The sequence below is a fragment of the Neisseria sp. MVDL19-042950 genome (genome assembly GCF_030504625.1).
Lineage (GTDB): Bacteria > Pseudomonadota > Gammaproteobacteria > Burkholderiales > Neisseriaceae > Neisseria.
This window is the reverse complement of record NZ_JAUKWH010000004.1, coordinates 53,905-69,437: the sequence shown is the minus strand read 5'-3', so window position 1 is coordinate 69,437 and position 15,533 is coordinate 53,905. Positions and strand designations below refer to the sequence as shown.

General features: G+C 51.8%; 15 protein-coding genes. 6 read left to right on the top strand and 9 right to left on the bottom strand.

The window, feature by feature from the left end:
* The first annotated feature begins 18 nt into the window (after positions 1-18).
* Both Q0X97_RS04870 and Q0X97_RS04865 read left to right on the top strand, forming a co-directional pair.
* Positions 19-303, top strand: coding sequence for a hypothetical protein (locus Q0X97_RS04870; RefSeq protein WP_302066330.1), 285 nt, complete (start codon positions 19-21; stop codon positions 301-303).
* Between the two features lie 69 nt (positions 304-372).
* Complete coding sequence (locus Q0X97_RS04865) at positions 373-1,467, top strand: FAD-dependent oxidoreductase (RefSeq protein WP_302066331.1); 1,095 nt, start codon at positions 373-375, stop codon at positions 1,465-1,467.
* 63 nt (positions 1,468-1,530) lie between these two features.
* Here Q0X97_RS04865 and Q0X97_RS04860 read toward each other — a convergent pair whose 3' ends face one another.
* Positions 1,531-5,430, bottom strand: a complete 3,900-nt coding sequence (locus Q0X97_RS04860; protein WP_302066332.1) for a translocation/assembly module TamB domain-containing protein — start codon at positions 5,428-5,430, stop codon at positions 1,531-1,533.
* 1 nt (position 5,431) lies between these two features.
* The gene (locus tag Q0X97_RS04855) at positions 5,432-7,261 is read right to left on the bottom strand and encodes an autotransporter assembly complex family protein (protein WP_302066333.1); all 1,830 of its coding nucleotides are present in this window, start codon (positions 7,259-7,261) and stop codon (positions 5,432-5,434) included.
* 385 nt (positions 7,262-7,646) lie between these two features.
* Between Q0X97_RS04855 and sstT the strand changes: the two genes are divergently transcribed.
* Complete coding sequence (gene sstT / locus Q0X97_RS04850) at positions 7,647-8,876, top strand: serine/threonine transporter SstT (RefSeq protein WP_302066334.1); 1,230 nt, start codon at positions 7,647-7,649, stop codon at positions 8,874-8,876.
* Positions 8,877-9,084: 208 nt separating this feature from the next.
* On the opposite strand, the gene Q0X97_RS04845 is transcribed toward sstT, so the two are convergent.
* The 5 genes from Q0X97_RS04845 to Q0X97_RS04825 form a co-directional block, all read right to left on the bottom strand.
* Positions 9,085-9,870: a trans-aconitate 2-methyltransferase gene (locus tag Q0X97_RS04845; protein WP_302066335.1), complete on the bottom strand. Its 786-nt coding sequence runs from the start codon at positions 9,868-9,870 to the stop codon at positions 9,085-9,087.
* 155 nt (positions 9,871-10,025) lie between these two features.
* Complete coding sequence (locus tag Q0X97_RS04840) at positions 10,026-10,631, bottom strand: YdcF family protein (RefSeq protein ID WP_302066336.1); 606 nt, start codon at positions 10,629-10,631, stop codon at positions 10,026-10,028.
* A gap of 57 nt (positions 10,632-10,688) precedes the next feature.
* On the bottom strand, positions 10,689-11,330 hold the full coding sequence (locus Q0X97_RS04835) for a YdcF family protein (RefSeq protein ID WP_302066337.1): 642 nt from the start codon (positions 11,328-11,330) through the stop codon (positions 10,689-10,691).
* 159 nt (positions 11,331-11,489) lie between these two features.
* Positions 11,490-11,969 (bottom strand): CYTH domain-containing protein, encoded by a 480-nt coding sequence (locus Q0X97_RS04830; RefSeq protein ID WP_302066338.1) that lies wholly within the window; start codon positions 11,967-11,969, stop codon positions 11,490-11,492.
* Between the two features lie 21 nt (positions 11,970-11,990).
* Positions 11,991-12,413: a CopD family protein gene (locus tag Q0X97_RS04825; protein WP_302066339.1), complete on the bottom strand. Its 423-nt coding sequence runs from the start codon at positions 12,411-12,413 to the stop codon at positions 11,991-11,993.
* Between the two features lie 117 nt (positions 12,414-12,530).
* On the opposite strand from Q0X97_RS04825, the gene Q0X97_RS04820 reads away from it, so the two are divergent.
* Positions 12,531-12,824 (top strand): hypothetical protein, encoded by a 294-nt coding sequence (locus tag Q0X97_RS04820; RefSeq protein WP_302066340.1) that lies wholly within the window; start codon positions 12,531-12,533, stop codon positions 12,822-12,824.
* 77 nt (positions 12,825-12,901) lie between these two features.
* Here Q0X97_RS04820 and Q0X97_RS04815 read toward each other — a convergent pair whose 3' ends face one another.
* Positions 12,902-13,561, bottom strand: a complete 660-nt coding sequence (locus Q0X97_RS04815; protein WP_302066341.1) for a YdcF family protein — start codon at positions 13,559-13,561, stop codon at positions 12,902-12,904.
* Between the two features lie 25 nt (positions 13,562-13,586).
* Positions 13,587-13,943, bottom strand: a complete 357-nt coding sequence (gene arsC, locus Q0X97_RS04810; protein WP_302066342.1) for an arsenate reductase (glutaredoxin) — start codon at positions 13,941-13,943, stop codon at positions 13,587-13,589.
* A 127-nt stretch (positions 13,944-14,070) separates the two neighbouring features.
* Here arsC and Q0X97_RS04805 point away from each other — a divergent pair, with 127 nt between their 5' ends.
* Positions 14,071-15,015, top strand: coding sequence for a hypothetical protein (locus Q0X97_RS04805; protein WP_302066343.1), 945 nt, complete (start codon positions 14,071-14,073; stop codon positions 15,013-15,015).
* The gene (locus tag Q0X97_RS04800) at positions 15,012-15,500 is read left to right on the top strand and encodes a TlpA disulfide reductase family protein (protein WP_302066344.1); all 489 of its coding nucleotides are present in this window, start codon (positions 15,012-15,014) and stop codon (positions 15,498-15,500) included. The genes Q0X97_RS04805 and Q0X97_RS04800 overlap by 4 nt, the downstream gene beginning before the upstream one ends.
* Positions 15,501-15,533 lie beyond the last annotated feature (33 nt).

Sequence of the window (15,533 nt, the reverse complement as noted above, 5' to 3'; positions counted from 1 at the left end):
TACCCCTGTAAAAACATCATGCCCGCGCCCTATCTGCTCACTCCGCACCCTTACCGCAACCTCGCCCTCTTTACCGCCGTTGTCGGCACATTGCTACTGTGGCGCTATGCTCAAGCGCAAGGCATGGCGGCATTTGCGGCGGTGGTGTTTCTGTTTGCCGGCGCACTGGTTGCGATTGCCGACGTTATTCTCGCCCTGCGGCGGCGCGACAGCGGCATAGTTATCCAAAGCCTGCTGCTGGTGCTGTGGCAGATCGGCTTTCCGCTGGCGTGGATGGCAAAACTGTATCATCAGGCCGTCTGAAAACATGGCGGGATTATTGTAACCGGCTCGGCACCATACCGACATACTTCTGAATATAAAGGGAAAAATATGCCCAATATTGCCATACTCGGCGGCGGCTTGTGCGGCCGCCTCACCGCCCTGCAACTGGCCGGACACGGTTTTCAGACGGCCTTATTCGACAAAGGCACCCGCGCGGGAGAACAGGCCGCCGCCCATATTGCCGCCGCCATGCTCGCACCTTTGGCCGAATCGATAGAAGCCACACCCGAAGTGATTTCATTGGGCAGGCAGAGCCTTCCCCTGTGGCGCAATATCTTAGGCCGTCTGAACACGCCCGTATTCATGCAGCAGAACGGCAGCCTGATCGTATGGCACAGGCAAGACAAACCGCTGGCCGTGCAGTTCGAGCAACATCTGCGCCGCGCCACCGGTTCGCCCCGTCCCGCCGAACACTGGCAGGCTGCCGAAATCGCCGCCCACGAGCCGCAACTGGCCGGCCGTTTTCAGACGGCCTTCTACCTACCCGAAGAAGGCCAACTCGACAACCGCCAAGTGCTGAACGCTCTGGCCGACGCGCTTGAACAGCAAAACGTTGCCTGCCATTGGCAGCATGAAACCGATGCCGCCGCATTGCACCAAAAGTTTGACTGGGTGATCGACTGCCGCGGCTTCGGTGCGCAACAAGCATGGAACAGACCGTCTGAAAACCGCAGCAGACTTCGCGGCGTGCGCGGCGAAGTCGCCCGCGTATATGCCCCCGAAATCGCCCTCAACCGCCCCGTGCGCCTGCTGCATCCGCGCTATCCGCTCTACATCGCACCGAAAGAAAACCACGTGTTTGTTATCGGAGCCACCCAAATCGAAAGCGAAAACGATGCACCCGTCAGCGTTCGCTCCGGCTTGGAACTGCTTTCCGCCCTCTACGCCGTCCACCCGGCATTCGGCGAAGCACACATTCTCGAACTGGCCGCCAACCTGCGCCCTACGCTCAACCACCACAACCCCGAAATCCGCTTCAACCGCAACCGGCGGCTGATCGAAATCAACGGCCTGTTCCGCCACGGCTTCATGATCGCCCCCGCCGTTACCGCCGCCGCCGTACGCCTTGCCGTTGATTTGCTGCAAGGCAAGAGGCCGTCTGAAAAAGATGCGGAAAGCGGGCTGGTTTATATTGAAGAATAAAAAGCAAACAGAAAGGCCGTCTGAAAAATCACTTTTCAGACGGCCTTTTTGGTTTGTATCAAGTTAATCGAACCGGACGGTATATTTCACTTCCCCGCCCCACGATACCGTGCCCACACGCGCAACGGCCTGAATCGCACGGGTAAGTTGGTAAATCATTTTCACCGATTGCTGCGCACTGTTGATACCGTATTCGTAACCGAAATACAGCTCGTTGGTTAACTGTTTACCCACCGTTAACACTTGCTCGGCAGGATTCAACTCGCCGGTTTGGGCATTGCGGCTGCGTTTGCTGGTGAAGCCGAAATCGTCTACCAAGCCGAGTTTGTCGTTGATGCGACCGGCCAAGAATGCACCGGCAGCGGCGGAAAGTGCGGCTTCATCGCCGTCGCTGCCGCTACTGGCACGGTTGAGAATCAGCCATGAAAGTTTGTCTTTTTCACTCATCGGCTCATTCGCCACCAGCGAAACGCGCGGATTGTTGAGGCTGCCGAGCACTTCGACACCGGCACCGACGGGAGAAAGGCGGCGTTCGGCACGGATATTGAGGTTGGGATCCGACAAGGGGCCGACAAACGAGATATGGCCTTTGGTAATGTCGAGGTCTTGCCCGTAGGCTTTATAGCGGCCTTTGACTACGCTTACCGTGCCGACACCTTGAACGGCCTCGCCCGGCTTGGCCAGCAGGTTCAGCTTGCCGCCGAGGGTAACATCCAAGCCTTCGCCGCTGAAGCGCAGATTGTTGTTCAAATCGAGCACGAGGTTCATGCTGATGGGCGTAGGCGTGGTTGGCGGTTTTTCGGGTTCGCCCAATACCACCACATCTTCGTCCAACGTGGGCATGCTGGATTTCTGGAAACCGAAATGGCCGGAATCGGCCTTCAGCGTACCGTTGAGCGAGATGCCGTTGGCTTCGGAATACAGCATTTTGGCATCGCCGCTGAGAATCAAACGGCGGTTCGGTTTATCGAGCGTGTTGTATTTGTTGAAGAACACGTCCACGTCTACATTAGGCACGGCATCGTTCATGCCTACGGTGCCTTTCAGTTCTACCGTGCCGCCGCGGTGGAAGCGCAAACTGTCGATTACCCATGCTTGCCCTTGCAGGCGCGAGCGCAGGGTGCCGTTATCCAATATCAAACCGAGGTCTTGGTTGCGGTAATAGAGGTTGTCGCCGTTGAGCGTGCCGTTAAGCTGAGGCTGGCCGACACGCCCGCCGATGGTCGCCACACCGAGCAGGCTGCCGCTGAGGGTTTGACCGACCGGCAGGAAATTACGGAAGTTTTCGAGCTTGGGCGCGCTGATGCTGATTTTGCCGCTAATCGGGGCGAGCTTGATGTCGTTACCGAACTGCTGGCTGATAATCAGGCTGCCGTCGAGCTTGCCGTAACCGGTAATGCCGTCAAGCGTGCTTTCGATGCGGCCGTTTTGGAAGCGGGTGTTCAGATTAAGCGCGCTCAATCCGAGCATCTGCTTGCGGTGAGGCAATTGAACATCACCGCTCTGACGGCGGATATTGAAGTAACCGCGTGCGTTTTGGCTGTACGATAAATCCCAATCGCCGCTTAACACGAGATTGTGCTGTACGGGCGGGGTATAGAAATTGTGCAGTTGCGATACGGCGAGATTGGAGGCATCGCCTTTGGTGATGATGCCGTTTTTCTTATCCCAAATGAAATTCTGCAAATTAAGGCTGCCGCCCATCGCCGCCCATCGCGCCGTACTCATTACCACGCGTTCGGCTCCGGCTTCAAGCGACATGCGGTTTTGCAGCTTGAGGTTGAATGCACCGTTGATATCAAGGGTGTCAACCAAGCCTTTCCATTGGTTTTTGTCGTTCAATACCCCGTCTGCCGCAATTTCCAAGCGATAAGGTTTGCCGCCCAAAGCCATACCTGCATTGCCGCGTATGCTGTGGCTGCGCCCCGTACCTTTGATGAAGAGGTTGACGGCATCGACAACGGTGGGCGAACTCTGCCCGGGTATCACGATGCGCTGCCCTTTCAACTCTACGTTAACAGGGCGGGTATAGTCGGGCGAACCTTGCAATCTGAAATTCAAATCATTAATTTGCACTGCATTCTGTATGCGCAAATTACGCGCCTGCCCGCTTAAATCGGCTTCGATTTTTTTCGGTTCGCCCGAAATATAGCCTTTGGCGGTAATCAAACCGCTCAGCCCGAAACCGAAACGGGATAAATCGGGCGCGTTGATGTCGAGGTTCAAACGGTCGCTTTTTTTACCGAAGCTGCCGCTGGTTTTGATCACGTTGTTGCCCAGCAGAATATCGGCTACGGCACGGGAAAGATGTTCTTTTTCATACACCACGTCGGCTTTGCCTTGCAACGGCACGCCGGATAATGTGCTGGTGCCGAACTGCATTTTTCCGGCATATTTGCTGTTGGCGATTTCGCCGTCGAGATTTATCGTGCCGTTGACACTGCCTTCGGGAAACTGCTTGTTCAATTTGCTCGGGTTGAAGTTTTTGCTGCTTACGACGAGCTTCAACGCTCTGTCTTTAAACAGCTCCAACGTGCCTTCCGCATTCATTTCCCCGCCGCCGTCGGGCAGGATTTGGGCTTTTTTCAAAAACAGGGTTTGCTGGCCGAGATGCGAATCGGTTTGCATCTGCACTTTACCTTTGGTTTGGGCGGTGCCGGTGTCCAACTCCCAGCCGGTTTCAAGGTTATTGAAATTACCGCCCACGGTAATGTTTCCATTGAGGCTGCCCTCAAGTTTCTGTTTTAAGGCATCGGCGGCGGTGATGTTGTGCAAAGCCATCGCCAAAGCAAGCTGATTGTTGGCGGTGTTGATGCTGCCGCCCACATTGACCGTACCGTTTTGAAGCAGCTTCACGGTGGTTTCTTGTATTTTGACCAATCCGTTTTCATTTACGGTAAACCCGCCCAGAATTCCCCGCACGGGAATACCGTCCGCATCGGCTGCGGCCGCTCCTGAATTGGCCAAATCAATCGAGCCTTCCAATGCCAACCCTTCTTCAAACGACGGTACAACCGTGGCATCGAATTCGAGCATGGCTTTGGGCAGTTGGGGCAGAAACGCCCGCGGGTTGATGTTGAAGCCTTTTATCTGAATATGGTCGACTTTGTCGTTGAGTTTGGGCGCAAACGGATGCAGCACCGATTCGGCATGCAGGCGGATATCGTCGCCGTCGAGCCGTATGTCGGTTTCCATATTTTTCAGATCGCCCCAAAAACGGGTGGTGGTATGAACCAATTGGCCGTCCAATTCACCGTCGCTGTCTACCGAAGCATTCAAGGCAAACGGGCTTTTCACGCCGAGAGTGGCGCGGCCGGCCGCATTGCTCCACGGAGTGCTTACTTCGGCCAGCTTCAAGCTATGCAATTGGTGGTTGTAGGTATAGGCGGCGCGGATGCGGTTAAGGAAGACGGTTTGCTTGTCTTTGCGCGGGCCGCTGCTGATTTTGCCGGTTTCAATACTGTCTATCGCTATTTCGAGCGGCAAACTGACACTTTCAGGCAGGCCGGCAGGCGGCTGCTTTTCTTTCGGCGGCGTGGGTTTGGATACGATCTCAATATCACCGGCGGCAATACGGCGCACATGCAGTTTTTTCCGCATCAGCTCTTGCGGCTGCCAAACAAAATCGAAGCGGCTGATGTCCACATCGGCAGCAGCGGTTTCTATACGCCATCCATCGCCGCTGAAACCTTTCCAAACAGTGCCTTGCAACGTTTTGGACGTAATATTGACACCGAACCACGACGGTATTTTATATAAACCGAAACGCAACCCCGATTCTGTCGTCAACACCCATGCAACGGTGCCAAGCAGCAACAGCAAAGCGGCCAGAAACACCAGCAGAATGGCAAACACCACACGGCGAATTCCGCTTTTCCGAGGCTTTTCAGACGGCCTTCGGGTATCCGGTTGCCCGGAAGGTGTTTCAGACGGCCTTTGTAGGTTTTCGGTATTTTGCGTCATTTTAGAATCGTGTTCCTAAACTGATGTGCCAACGCAGTTTTTTATCATGATGCCCGTAAGCGACATCAAACGAAAACGGTGCAACGGGGCTGAACCAACGCACGCCCACGCCCGTGCCGTGTTTGAAAGACATTCGTTTGAAGTTGCGCGCGGCATCGCCCATATCGTGAAATACGGCGGCAGAGAAACTCTTGGTTACCGGATATTGATATTCCAAACTTGCTACTGCCACCGCCCGTTCGGGCAGCACCGAACCGTTGGGGCCGGCCAAACCGATACTGTCCAACTCGTAACCGCGTATCGACGTGGCTCCGCCGGTGCGGAACTGCAAAGTGGACGGCACTTCGTCGTTTTCGCGGGCATACACGTAACCTACCTGACCGCGTGCGATGAAAGTGCCGATTTTTTTATTTTCGGGCGTGAAATAATACCCTGCCCGACCATGCGCCCTTGCAATGGTGGTGGACGATAATAGTTTGCCCAATGTGGAGCCGACTTTACCGTCCAAATAGTAACCGTTTTCAGGACGCAGCGTACTTTGGATTTCCTGCCGTTTCCACGAAGCGGTAAGCATGGTGGCATTGCTTCGGCCCAAATCGTAATTGGAACCGGGTACGCGGCGGCTTTCGGTGATGTATTCGACTCCGAGGCGGGATTCGATATTATTGCGGTCGCGCACCCGCCAAATGCCTCCGGTTAAGGCATGTTTTTCCAGATTTTGGGTGGTCGAGCGGGTGTAGCCGACATTGGAAGTGAAATAATGGCCGTTGCTGTTTCGCGGCTGGCTGATACCGGCTGCAACGGTGGTTTCGTATTTATCCGCATCCCACACAACCGAACCGATATAGCCGCGGTTGAACAAGTTGTAGTAGTCGTATCCGATACGCCCGCCGAGACCATATTCGGAATCGTAACGCACACCGGCTTCGAGTTTGTGCCGCTTCACTTCGGATACGGCTACTTTTACCGGCACGCGGTCGCCTTGCATATTATCGAAATCGGCTTGCACCGATGCGCCGGAATAGTGCCCGTCCTGCTCCAATGCCTGCTGGTAATCGAGCAGCAAATCCAAATCATAAGGCGAACCGGGCCGGAACTTCGCCATACCCCGCACTACTTTTTCGGGATAACGGTCCGTGCCGGTAATGTGTACGTCTCCAAAATATACGGGACGGTTGCTTTCTACAACCACGTTCAAATCGGCGGTATTGCGATTGGGATCAATGGTGGCTTGTGTTTGCGATAACCTGGCCAGCGGGTATTTTTTGCGCACCACTGCAGACAATACCGATGTTTTACTACTGTTCCATTCGCTTTGATCAAAATTGTCGCCGACCGGAAGCGACCAGTTTTCCAACGCACTTTTATAATACTGCGCCAGATCGTCGTCTTGCAGCACGTCGCCGATAATCGCCACGCCCACATTGTTGATCTTGGTACGCTTACCGGGCGCAACATTCACTACATAGCCCGCCCCCGCAGGCTCGACGTTTACTTTGCTGTTGAAATAGCCTTTGGTTTTCAGCATGGTCTGCACGTTATCCGGCGCATCTTCCGCCAAAAAGCCGATCTGCTCCCTATCGAGCTCTTCCTCGTGCTGTTGGGCAATCAGCGGCAGATGCTCTTCGAGCATGGCTTTGACTTCGTCGTTATCGGTACGGATTTCGACCGGATATTTCAACGGCAGTTTGCCGTTAGCATCTTTTTTTTCGCTGTTTTTGGTTTGTTTTTTGATAGGCACATAATCTTCAGGCACGGGTTCTGAAGCAAACGCTTGGGTGCAGGCAAGCGAAAGCGTGGTCAGAAACAGGGAAGTTGTGTGTTTTTTCATGGCATCAAATCGCATACTTTTCACTAAGTGTCGATTTTAGCATTATTTTCTTTAATTTCTGTTGGGATGTGGCGAGGAATCCAAATAATTATGCAAAATGCAGAAGCAATAAACCGGTAATGCGGCAAAACGATACGGTTATCTGTGCCGCTTCCGATTTCCAGCCGATACGGTCTGTTTCAGACGGCTCCAATAAGTATATTCGTCTCACTAATCATGCTAAAATATCTGTTTTTTATGAATTTTTCTAATAATTGATAACTTTTATTGCGATATAAATCTATTTAGCGGTCTTTTATGCCGTTTTCTCTCCAACCCCTCCCGGAATAAGCATTTTATTTTAAAATATTATCTTTTTTTAACATTAATATAGAAGGATGCACTCATGGCAAGCGGAAATCCGGTTGTCGATGCAGTTAACCGAATCAGTTTGGTTCAACAAATTGCAGTCGGCCTTGTTTTAGGTATTGTATTGGCGTGGCTGTCGCCATCGGCCGGTTTGGCTTCGGGCTTGCTCGGCACGCTGTTTGTAGGCGCGTTGAAAGCTGTTGCCCCTGTGCTGGTGTTTGTGCTGGTTGTTGCTGCGGTTGCCCAGCATCAACGCGGTAATGAAGCACACATCCGCCCTATTCTGATTCTTTATATTATCGGCACTTTCACTGCGGCTTTTTCCGCTGTGGTGGCCAGTTTTCTCTTTCCCACCGAAATCGTGCTGGTTCATGCCAACAATGTAACCACCGCGCCGCCTTCCGGCATTACCGAAGTGATGAAAGCGCTGTTGCTGAACTTGGTGTCCAATCCGATTAACGCGCTTGCCAACGCCAACTACATCGGTATTCTGGCTTGGGCTTTGGTGCTCGGTTTCGCTCTGCGCCATGCGGCGGAATCCACCCGTATTATGGTGGCGGATTTGGCTTCCGCCGTATCGCAAGTGGTGAAATGGGTTATCCGCTTTGCGCCTTTGGGTATATTCGGCTTGGTGTCTTCCACCATTGCCGAAACCGGTTTTACCGCGCTTGCCAGTTACGGCAAACTGATTTTGGTGTTGGTGGGCTGCATGCTGTTTATCGCCCTCGTTGCCAATCCGTTAATCGTGTGGTGGAAAGTCCGCCGCAATCCTTATCCGCTGGTGCTAACCTGCCTTCGTGAAAGTGGTATGACCGCTTTCTTTACCCGTAGTTCGGCCGCTAATATTCCCGTGAACATGGCCTTGGCGAAGAAACTCAACCTGCATGAAGATACGTATTCCATTTCTATTCCGTTGGGAGCCACCATCAATATGGGCGGGGCGGCGATCACCATTACCGTGCTGGCAATGTCTGCCGCCTACACGCAGGGCATTCAAGTGGACTTCGCCACGGCATTGCTATTGAGCTTGGTGGCGACAGTGAGCGCGGCCGGTGCATCCGGTGTGGCCGGCGGCTCGCTGCTGCTGATTCCGCTGGCGTGCAGCCTGTTCGGCATTTCCAATGACGTGGCCATGCAGGTTGTGGCTGTGGGCTTTATTATCGGGGTGATTCAGGATTCTGCCGAAACGGCATTGAACTCTTCCACCGATGTACTGTTTACCGCTGCTGCGGATTACGGCCGCCAACGCAAAGAAGGCCAGCTGTAACAAATAAACTTTCTTCCTGCTACGGCGTTGCTGCGCCTTAGCTCTCGAAGAGAACGATTGTGTAAGCCGCTATTTTGCACTGTTTGCGGTTTGCTGCCTTTTATCAACGATAAGTTTGTTTGCTATATAACGCTTTACCAACTCAAAGGCCGTCTGAAAGTTTTTCAGACGGCCTTTTCGTATATTTAAGCAGATAACTGTGTTTCGCTTAATGCTTCGGATAAAACTGCACCAAACTTTCGCCCTGCGGCAGTGTTTGCTTTTTAACCGCATGCCCATACACGGTTTCGAGCGTGATGCTGTTCAGGCTGCCGTCGGCAAACATCTCGTCGACGGCGGCTTTGGCGGCAGCCTCGTCATCAAATTCCAGTGATGCCCACAAACCGAACGTATCCATATCCTGCCAAAACGTATCGGCACGGCGGTAGTTCAGCTCCAGCTTGGCCGTATCCATTACCGGATCGTAAAATCCGTGATGAAACAGCATATCGCCCAGATCGTGCATATCGAACAGCATAGGCGTTTCACAAGCGATACCGCACTGTTTCAGACGGCCTGCCAACGCTTGCAAGCTGTCGATACCGAAGTGGGTGAAAAACAGCAAGCCGTCGGTTTTCAGAGCACGCGCCCAGTTTTCAAACACCGGCACGGGCGATTCGGCGGTAATCAGGCTGAGGTTTGCCCATAACATATCGGCAGCGGCTTCAGGCAAGGGTTCGTCGAGATCCCGACAGTATTGGGGAATACTTTTGCCGGTCAGCTTCTGCCACAGATTCGGTTTGCGTGCTTCGGCGGCAGCCTGCAAAAATGCAGGGCGGGGGTCGTATTCGGTAAAGGCGGCTTTGGGATAACGCTCCGCCAGCAAACTGCGGCTCTCGTCGGCATCGGCACCGACAAGCATAATATGTTGGGGAACATGGCGAACAAGTTGCAGCCGCTCATCCATATCTCGGGCAAGATGACGGTGAATCTGCCAATGGTCGGGGGGAATCATGTGTTTAGGCAATCAATAGGTTATGTGTGCTCAAATCGAACAGCAGGCCGTCTGAAACCGTTTTCAGACGGCCTGCCGGCTATTTTACCCCATAGACAGCCTATGTTCAGCATTACGTTTGCGTTTCGAACAATACGGCATCGCATACCGGTGCATCAGTCGGGTTTGATTACCACCGCTTTTATCCACGCCAAACTTTCGCGCACCAGCTTGCGGGCGTAATCCAAGCCGCTGTCGTCGCATGACTCTTGGCCGGAATAAACCTGTAGCATTTTTTGATCTCCCCACTCCCTTTCGGCCAGCCACAAAGCGCGTTGCAGATGAAAATCGGCACTCACAATCACCACATTGCTGTTATTGGTAAGCTGCACCGAGCTGAAGCGGATGTTTTCATAAGTATTTTCAGACTTCCCTTCCATCGCAATGCGCGATTCCGGCACACCTAATTCTATTGCAATCGCCTTCATGTGCTGGGCTTCATTGCTGCCGTCGCTGTCCGTACCTCCGGCAACCACCAGCTTGGGCACTTTATCGGCATGATACAGCTCGGCGGCAGCGGCCACGCGGGAACGCAGACACGGATTCGGGCGGCCGTCTTTATTAACCGCATTGCCCAACACCAATGCCGCATCAGCCGGTCGGATTTCGTCTTTACGGATACTCCGTGTCTGCAAAGCAGACATGTAAATCCATATCATCAATATCAGCCAACCGATCAGCAGCAGGCCGAAAAATATAGCAACATATTGTTTTTTAAGCATATTATTAAAACGGTCAAAAATTCGGCCTTATTGTACCACTTATGGCAAATAGTTTTCTCAATAGCGGTTTAATAGGCCGTTTTTTAAGATGGCTCCTGTTTCTCTAATTAAATCATATAGATAAAAACCAACATTAGAATAACAATAGCTGCCTGCAAATACCTGTATATGCTTATCGGGCCATTGTCGGGCCGCCAGCCAAGACGCACGGCGCAAATGGAAGCCGGAACTCACCAACACCACGCTGCGGTCGTGTTTTACCGATGCGGTGCTGTAAACAATATTTTGATAGGTGTCGGCGGATTCGCTTTCCAACACGATTGCTTCGGCAGGCACGCCCATCCGCTCCGCCAACATCTTCATGGTTTTCGAACCGTAATGGAAATCGCGGTTGATGCCGCCGCTCATCACCAGCCGTTTTACCTTACCCGCCCGCCACAGCGCCACACCTGCCTCTACGCGCGAAACCAAACACGGATTCAGCTTGCCTTGCCGATACGCTTTGGTACTCAACACAACCGCGCTATCTGCCGCCTCAATGCTGCCGACAGGCCGCCGGGTGATGCGGATATCGCCATACCAAACCCAAACCAGAGCGGTAAACCACACCGCCGCCAACAAAAGTGCGCCAAGCACCAAAATCTTTTTAACGCAGGAAAATATTACTCTTTGCATAATGGGTTGGATACGAACAGCCATGGCAAGTTTCCGCTTGAATAAGCTAAAAAACAATCAAGTTTTGTTTGAATGGAAAGTCAACCGAAGAAATAAAAGAGCCTGCAACAACCGGCAAAAGGCCGTCTGAAACCCATAAACAAGATTTCAGACGGCCTGAAAAGAATAAGCGCCGTAATATATTTAAGTTTTTTGGCAATGCCAAGACGAATACGGATGCTTGCTCAAATAAGCATTGGTAAATTTACCGTCGGACGTGATTTCCTCACCCAACCAATCCGGTTTGGCAAACGCCGTATACTCGTTCGGCAACTCTATCTCGGCCACGACCAACGGGGCGTTATCGCCGAAATATTCGTCGATTTCAAACACAAACCCATCGTATTCGATTTCATAACGATATTTTTCCAATTTAAACGGACACATCGTCTGCATCATTTGCTCGGCATGCGCCAACGGGATTTCGTATTCGAATTCGCTGCGGACGGCATCGGAAATATACCCCTTCAAAGTCAGCCATGCCTTATCGCCGACAATACGCACGCGAATAGTGCATTCTTTATCCACACTCAAATAGCCCTGCCGCAGCATTTTCGGCGCAGATGCCTGCCCGCGCCATGAGTCGTTTTTCAATAAAAAACGGCGTTCGATTTCAATAGTCATGTTTTCAGACGGCCTTTACTGTCAAAACGGTTTAAAAATCACCAGATATAGCGAAGCCGCCATAATCACAACGGGAATTTCATTAAACACACGATACCACTTGTGTGAATAGCGGTTACGGTTTTCCTGAAAGTCCAAAAGCAGGCGGTAGCAGTAGAAATGATAGCCGAGCAGAATCACGCCCAGCGTTACTTTCGTATGCACCCACCCCATGCCCCACCAGCCGGTAACGAACGGAACAGCAAAACCGGCAATAACCGCCCCGATGCCCAGCGGAGTCATAAATTTAAACAGCCGTTGTGCCATGCCGAGCAAGCGTTGGTATTCGCCGCGGTTGCCCGTATCCACCTGCGCCAGATTCACATAAATACGCGGCAGGTAAAACAAACCCGCAAACCATGAAATGATAAAAAACACATGTAGCAGCTTGAACCATAAATACATTTTCAGACGGCCTTTTCAAAAATACAACGTATTGTATCTGTAAAAGGTTAAGATTTGTAGGAAGCCGGCGTATTTTTGCTAGAATACCGCCCACATTCACGGAAAGGAAAACCCAAAATGATCAAACAATTTGAAATTCACGGCGGCGTAAAAAAACAGCTTCAAGCCTACCTTGATGCGCAAAATACCGATTTGAAAACCGCCATGGACAGCGAACCGCTCAACCGCGAAGTTGTCGCCATTGTTCACGACGGCCTGCCCGCGATGGTGAAAAAAATATATTCACTCGAAAAAATGCAGAAATTCTTTTGGGAAAAGAAAGATTTAATGGTTGAATTTGTAGCGGCGCGCCTGACTGCCGCCGAGAAAAAGCCCAAAGGCAGTAAAAACACCAATCAGAAAAAACGCTAATTTTCATCATTCAAAGAGGCCGTCTGAAAATAAGTTTTCAGACGGCCTCTTCCATTACCCATCTTACGCAGCCGAACCTACCCCCAGCGTAAAAACGTCAATGCCCGATCGCCCCAATACTCGCAGTAATACAGAAACAGCGCATAACTTTCCTGCATCAAAAATTTGGCTTTCTTTTGAGAATTACTGTAACGGCTGGTCGGCGTGCCCGATACCGTTGCATTCAAGCCCAAATGTTGCGCCATTACGGCTGCACGGGCGGTATGGTAGGGGTCGCTCACGATAATAACCGACCGGATACCGTTTTCCCTTAGCAGCGGCTTGATATTTAACAAATTTTCATAAGTGCTGCGGGATGTGTTTTCAAACAGGATGTGGCGGGCGGGCACACCCTGCTTGAGTGCATAACGCCGCCCCACTTCGGCCTCGGTCATAAAGCCTTTTTTAGGCGTACCGCCGGTAAACACCAGCTTTTCCACCCTGCCGCCCTGATAAAGTGCAATCGCATGATTGATACGTTCCTGAAACACGGGCGACGGGCGTTTGTCCCACGCCGCAGCCCCCAGCACCACCGCGGCATCCGCATGAATGCCGGCAGGCAGAGTGCGGTTGCCGGCGCGATACACCGTCCACACGCAGTTGCCGAACATCAGCAACACCAGCAGCAGGCTCAGTACAATACCCCGCAGCAAGTAGCAGCGCAAACCTGTACGGCTGCGTAAAAGCGGTATCCCCATATGTTTCAGACGGCCTTTTCTTTATTTACAGCAATGCTTCGATATTTTCCAACGGGCGGCCTACCGCGGCTTTGTCTCCCGACACGGCAATCGGGCGTTCCAGCAGTTTGGGATGCTCGGCAACGGCTTTGAGCAGATCATCATTGCTCAAATCGGGATTATCCAAACCCAGCTCGCGATACAAATCATCTTTCACCCGCATCATCACGCGCGGAGATTCTGCGCCGAGCTTTTCAAAAATACTCTGCAACTCATCAAAAGAAGGCGGGGAGTGCAAATAATCAACCACTTTGGTTTTGACACCGCGCACCTGTAAAAGCGACAACGCGGCGCGGGATTTACTGCACCGGTTGTTGTGATAAAGCGTTACGGTTAATGGCATAATAATTCCTTCATTCAAATTCGGCCGTTTTTTGATTGTAAACCACCCTTTACAGTTTGTCGCCCCCATTTCGGCTATTTTGGCGGTAATATCTTTATTTTATCAATGTCATACAGGAATTTAATCCATGCAGCATAAGAATGCGGCATTGGTTTTTACCGGCATTTTGACGATGCTGTCCGGCATTGTCCATGCCGCCGCCCGACCGCTGCCCGATTTTTTCTACGGCGTAACCATAGATGACGGTTGGGAAGGCAAAATCAAACAAATACATATTACCAATGCCTTAAAAGCCATGCCGGTAAAACCGGTCGTACGCATTGTGATGTCGGCGGAAAAGCCGCCTGCCGAATACAGAAAGCTGTTTGCCGCCATACACCGAACGGCATATATTATGGCCACGCCGGTAGATTCTTCCGAGATGAAACGATATCCGACCGTTGCGGCCTATCTCAAACGCTTTGAAAGCTCTTACCAAGCCTTGGCGGAATACGTGGATGTTTGGGAAATCGGTAATGAAATCAACGGCGAAAACTGGCTCGGCAACAACCCGCAACTCATTGCCGACAAAGCTGCCGCCGCCTACCGCTACATTCGCAGAAAGAATACGGCAACCGCGCTGACCGCTTATTACTTTGCACCGAACATGCAAAAAACAACCATGCAAAACTGGCTTGCCCGCTATATTCCCGCTGATATGAAACAACACGTCGATTATGTGTTTGTGAGCTATTATGAAGACGACAACAACGGATTCCAACCCGACTGGAAAAAGGTTTTCAACGAATTGCAAACCTTGTTTCCCCGTGCCAAACTCGGTATCGGTGAATGCGGCAACACCCGGAAAAACGCTACGGTTGAAAGTAAAACGGATATGATCCGTCATTACTATTCCATGCCGAAATACACACCAAATTATGTCGGCGGTTACTTCTGGTGGTATTGGGTTCAGGACAGCGTTCCCCACCACGGCAACAAAGTATGGGAGGAAATCGGCAAACACATGAAACCGCACCGGAAAACCGTATCCGACAAAATATCCAACCAGAAACCGAAGGACGAACATTTATGAAAACTCTATCCGCACTTTTTCTCGGCACCGTAATGGCGGCAGGTTTGCCCGCAGCCGCTGCCGCCGATATTCAAGATTGGAAAAGCGATGCGCCCAAAACGTTTGAATCACTGAAAGCCCCCGTGCGCATTATCAATTTGTGGGCCACTTGGTGCGGTCCGTGCCGCAAAGAAATGCCCGAAATGTCGGCATGGTACAAAAAACAGAAAAAAGGCAGCGTGGATATGGTGGGTATCGCGCTGGACAATACTGACAATATCGGCAAATTCCTGAAACAAACACCGGTCAGTTACCCCATTTGGCGTTATACCGGCAACAACAGCCGCACATGGATGAAGTCGGTCGGCAACAACGTCGGCGCACTGCCTTTCACTACCGTCGAAGCACCTAAATGCGGCTACAAACAAGCCCTTCTCGGAGAAGTAACCGCTAAAAAACTGGATGAAGCGGTTCAAAACGCACTTATGAAATGTACCAAAAAGTAACCGGTTATTTTAAAAACGGCAAAGGCCGTCTGA

What these genes read in the sequence shown, in the direction of transcription:
- Q0X97_RS04870 (WP_302066330.1), top strand. Translation starts at nt 19, where the DNA reads ATGCCCGCGCCCTATCTGCTCACTCCGCACCCTTACCGCAACCTCGCC.
- Q0X97_RS04865 (WP_302066331.1), top strand. Translation starts at nt 373, where the DNA reads ATGCCCAATATTGCCATACTCGGCGGCGGCTTGTGCGGCCGCCTCACC.
- Q0X97_RS04860 (WP_302066332.1), bottom strand. Translation starts at nt 5,430, where the DNA reads ATGACGCAAAATACCGAAAACCTACAAAGGCCGTCTGAAACACCTTCC.
- Q0X97_RS04855 (WP_302066333.1), bottom strand. Translation starts at nt 7,261, where the DNA reads ATGAAAAAACACACAACTTCCCTGTTTCTGACCACGCTTTCGCTTGCC.
- sstT (WP_302066334.1), top strand. Translation starts at nt 7,647, where the DNA reads ATGGCAAGCGGAAATCCGGTTGTCGATGCAGTTAACCGAATCAGTTTG.
- Q0X97_RS04845 (WP_302066335.1), bottom strand. Translation starts at nt 9,870, where the DNA reads ATGATTCCCCCCGACCATTGGCAGATTCACCGTCATCTTGCCCGAGAT.
- Q0X97_RS04840 (WP_302066336.1), bottom strand. Translation starts at nt 10,631, where the DNA reads ATGCTTAAAAAACAATATGTTGCTATATTTTTCGGCCTGCTGCTGATC.
- Q0X97_RS04835 (WP_302066337.1), bottom strand. Translation starts at nt 11,330, where the DNA reads ATGGCTGTTCGTATCCAACCCATTATGCAAAGAGTAATATTTTCCTGC.
- Q0X97_RS04830 (WP_302066338.1), bottom strand. Translation starts at nt 11,969, where the DNA reads ATGACTATTGAAATCGAACGCCGTTTTTTATTGAAAAACGACTCATGG.
- Q0X97_RS04825 (WP_302066339.1), bottom strand. Translation starts at nt 12,413, where the DNA reads ATGTATTTATGGTTCAAGCTGCTACATGTGTTTTTTATCATTTCATGG.
- Q0X97_RS04820 (WP_302066340.1), top strand. Translation starts at nt 12,531, where the DNA reads ATGATCAAACAATTTGAAATTCACGGCGGCGTAAAAAAACAGCTTCAA.
- Q0X97_RS04815 (WP_302066341.1), bottom strand. Translation starts at nt 13,561, where the DNA reads ATGGGGATACCGCTTTTACGCAGCCGTACAGGTTTGCGCTGCTACTTG.
- arsC (WP_302066342.1), bottom strand. Translation starts at nt 13,943, where the DNA reads ATGCCATTAACCGTAACGCTTTATCACAACAACCGGTGCAGTAAATCC.
- Q0X97_RS04805 (WP_302066343.1), top strand. Translation starts at nt 14,071, where the DNA reads ATGCAGCATAAGAATGCGGCATTGGTTTTTACCGGCATTTTGACGATG.
- Q0X97_RS04800 (WP_302066344.1), top strand. Translation starts at nt 15,012, where the DNA reads ATGAAAACTCTATCCGCACTTTTTCTCGGCACCGTAATGGCGGCAGGT.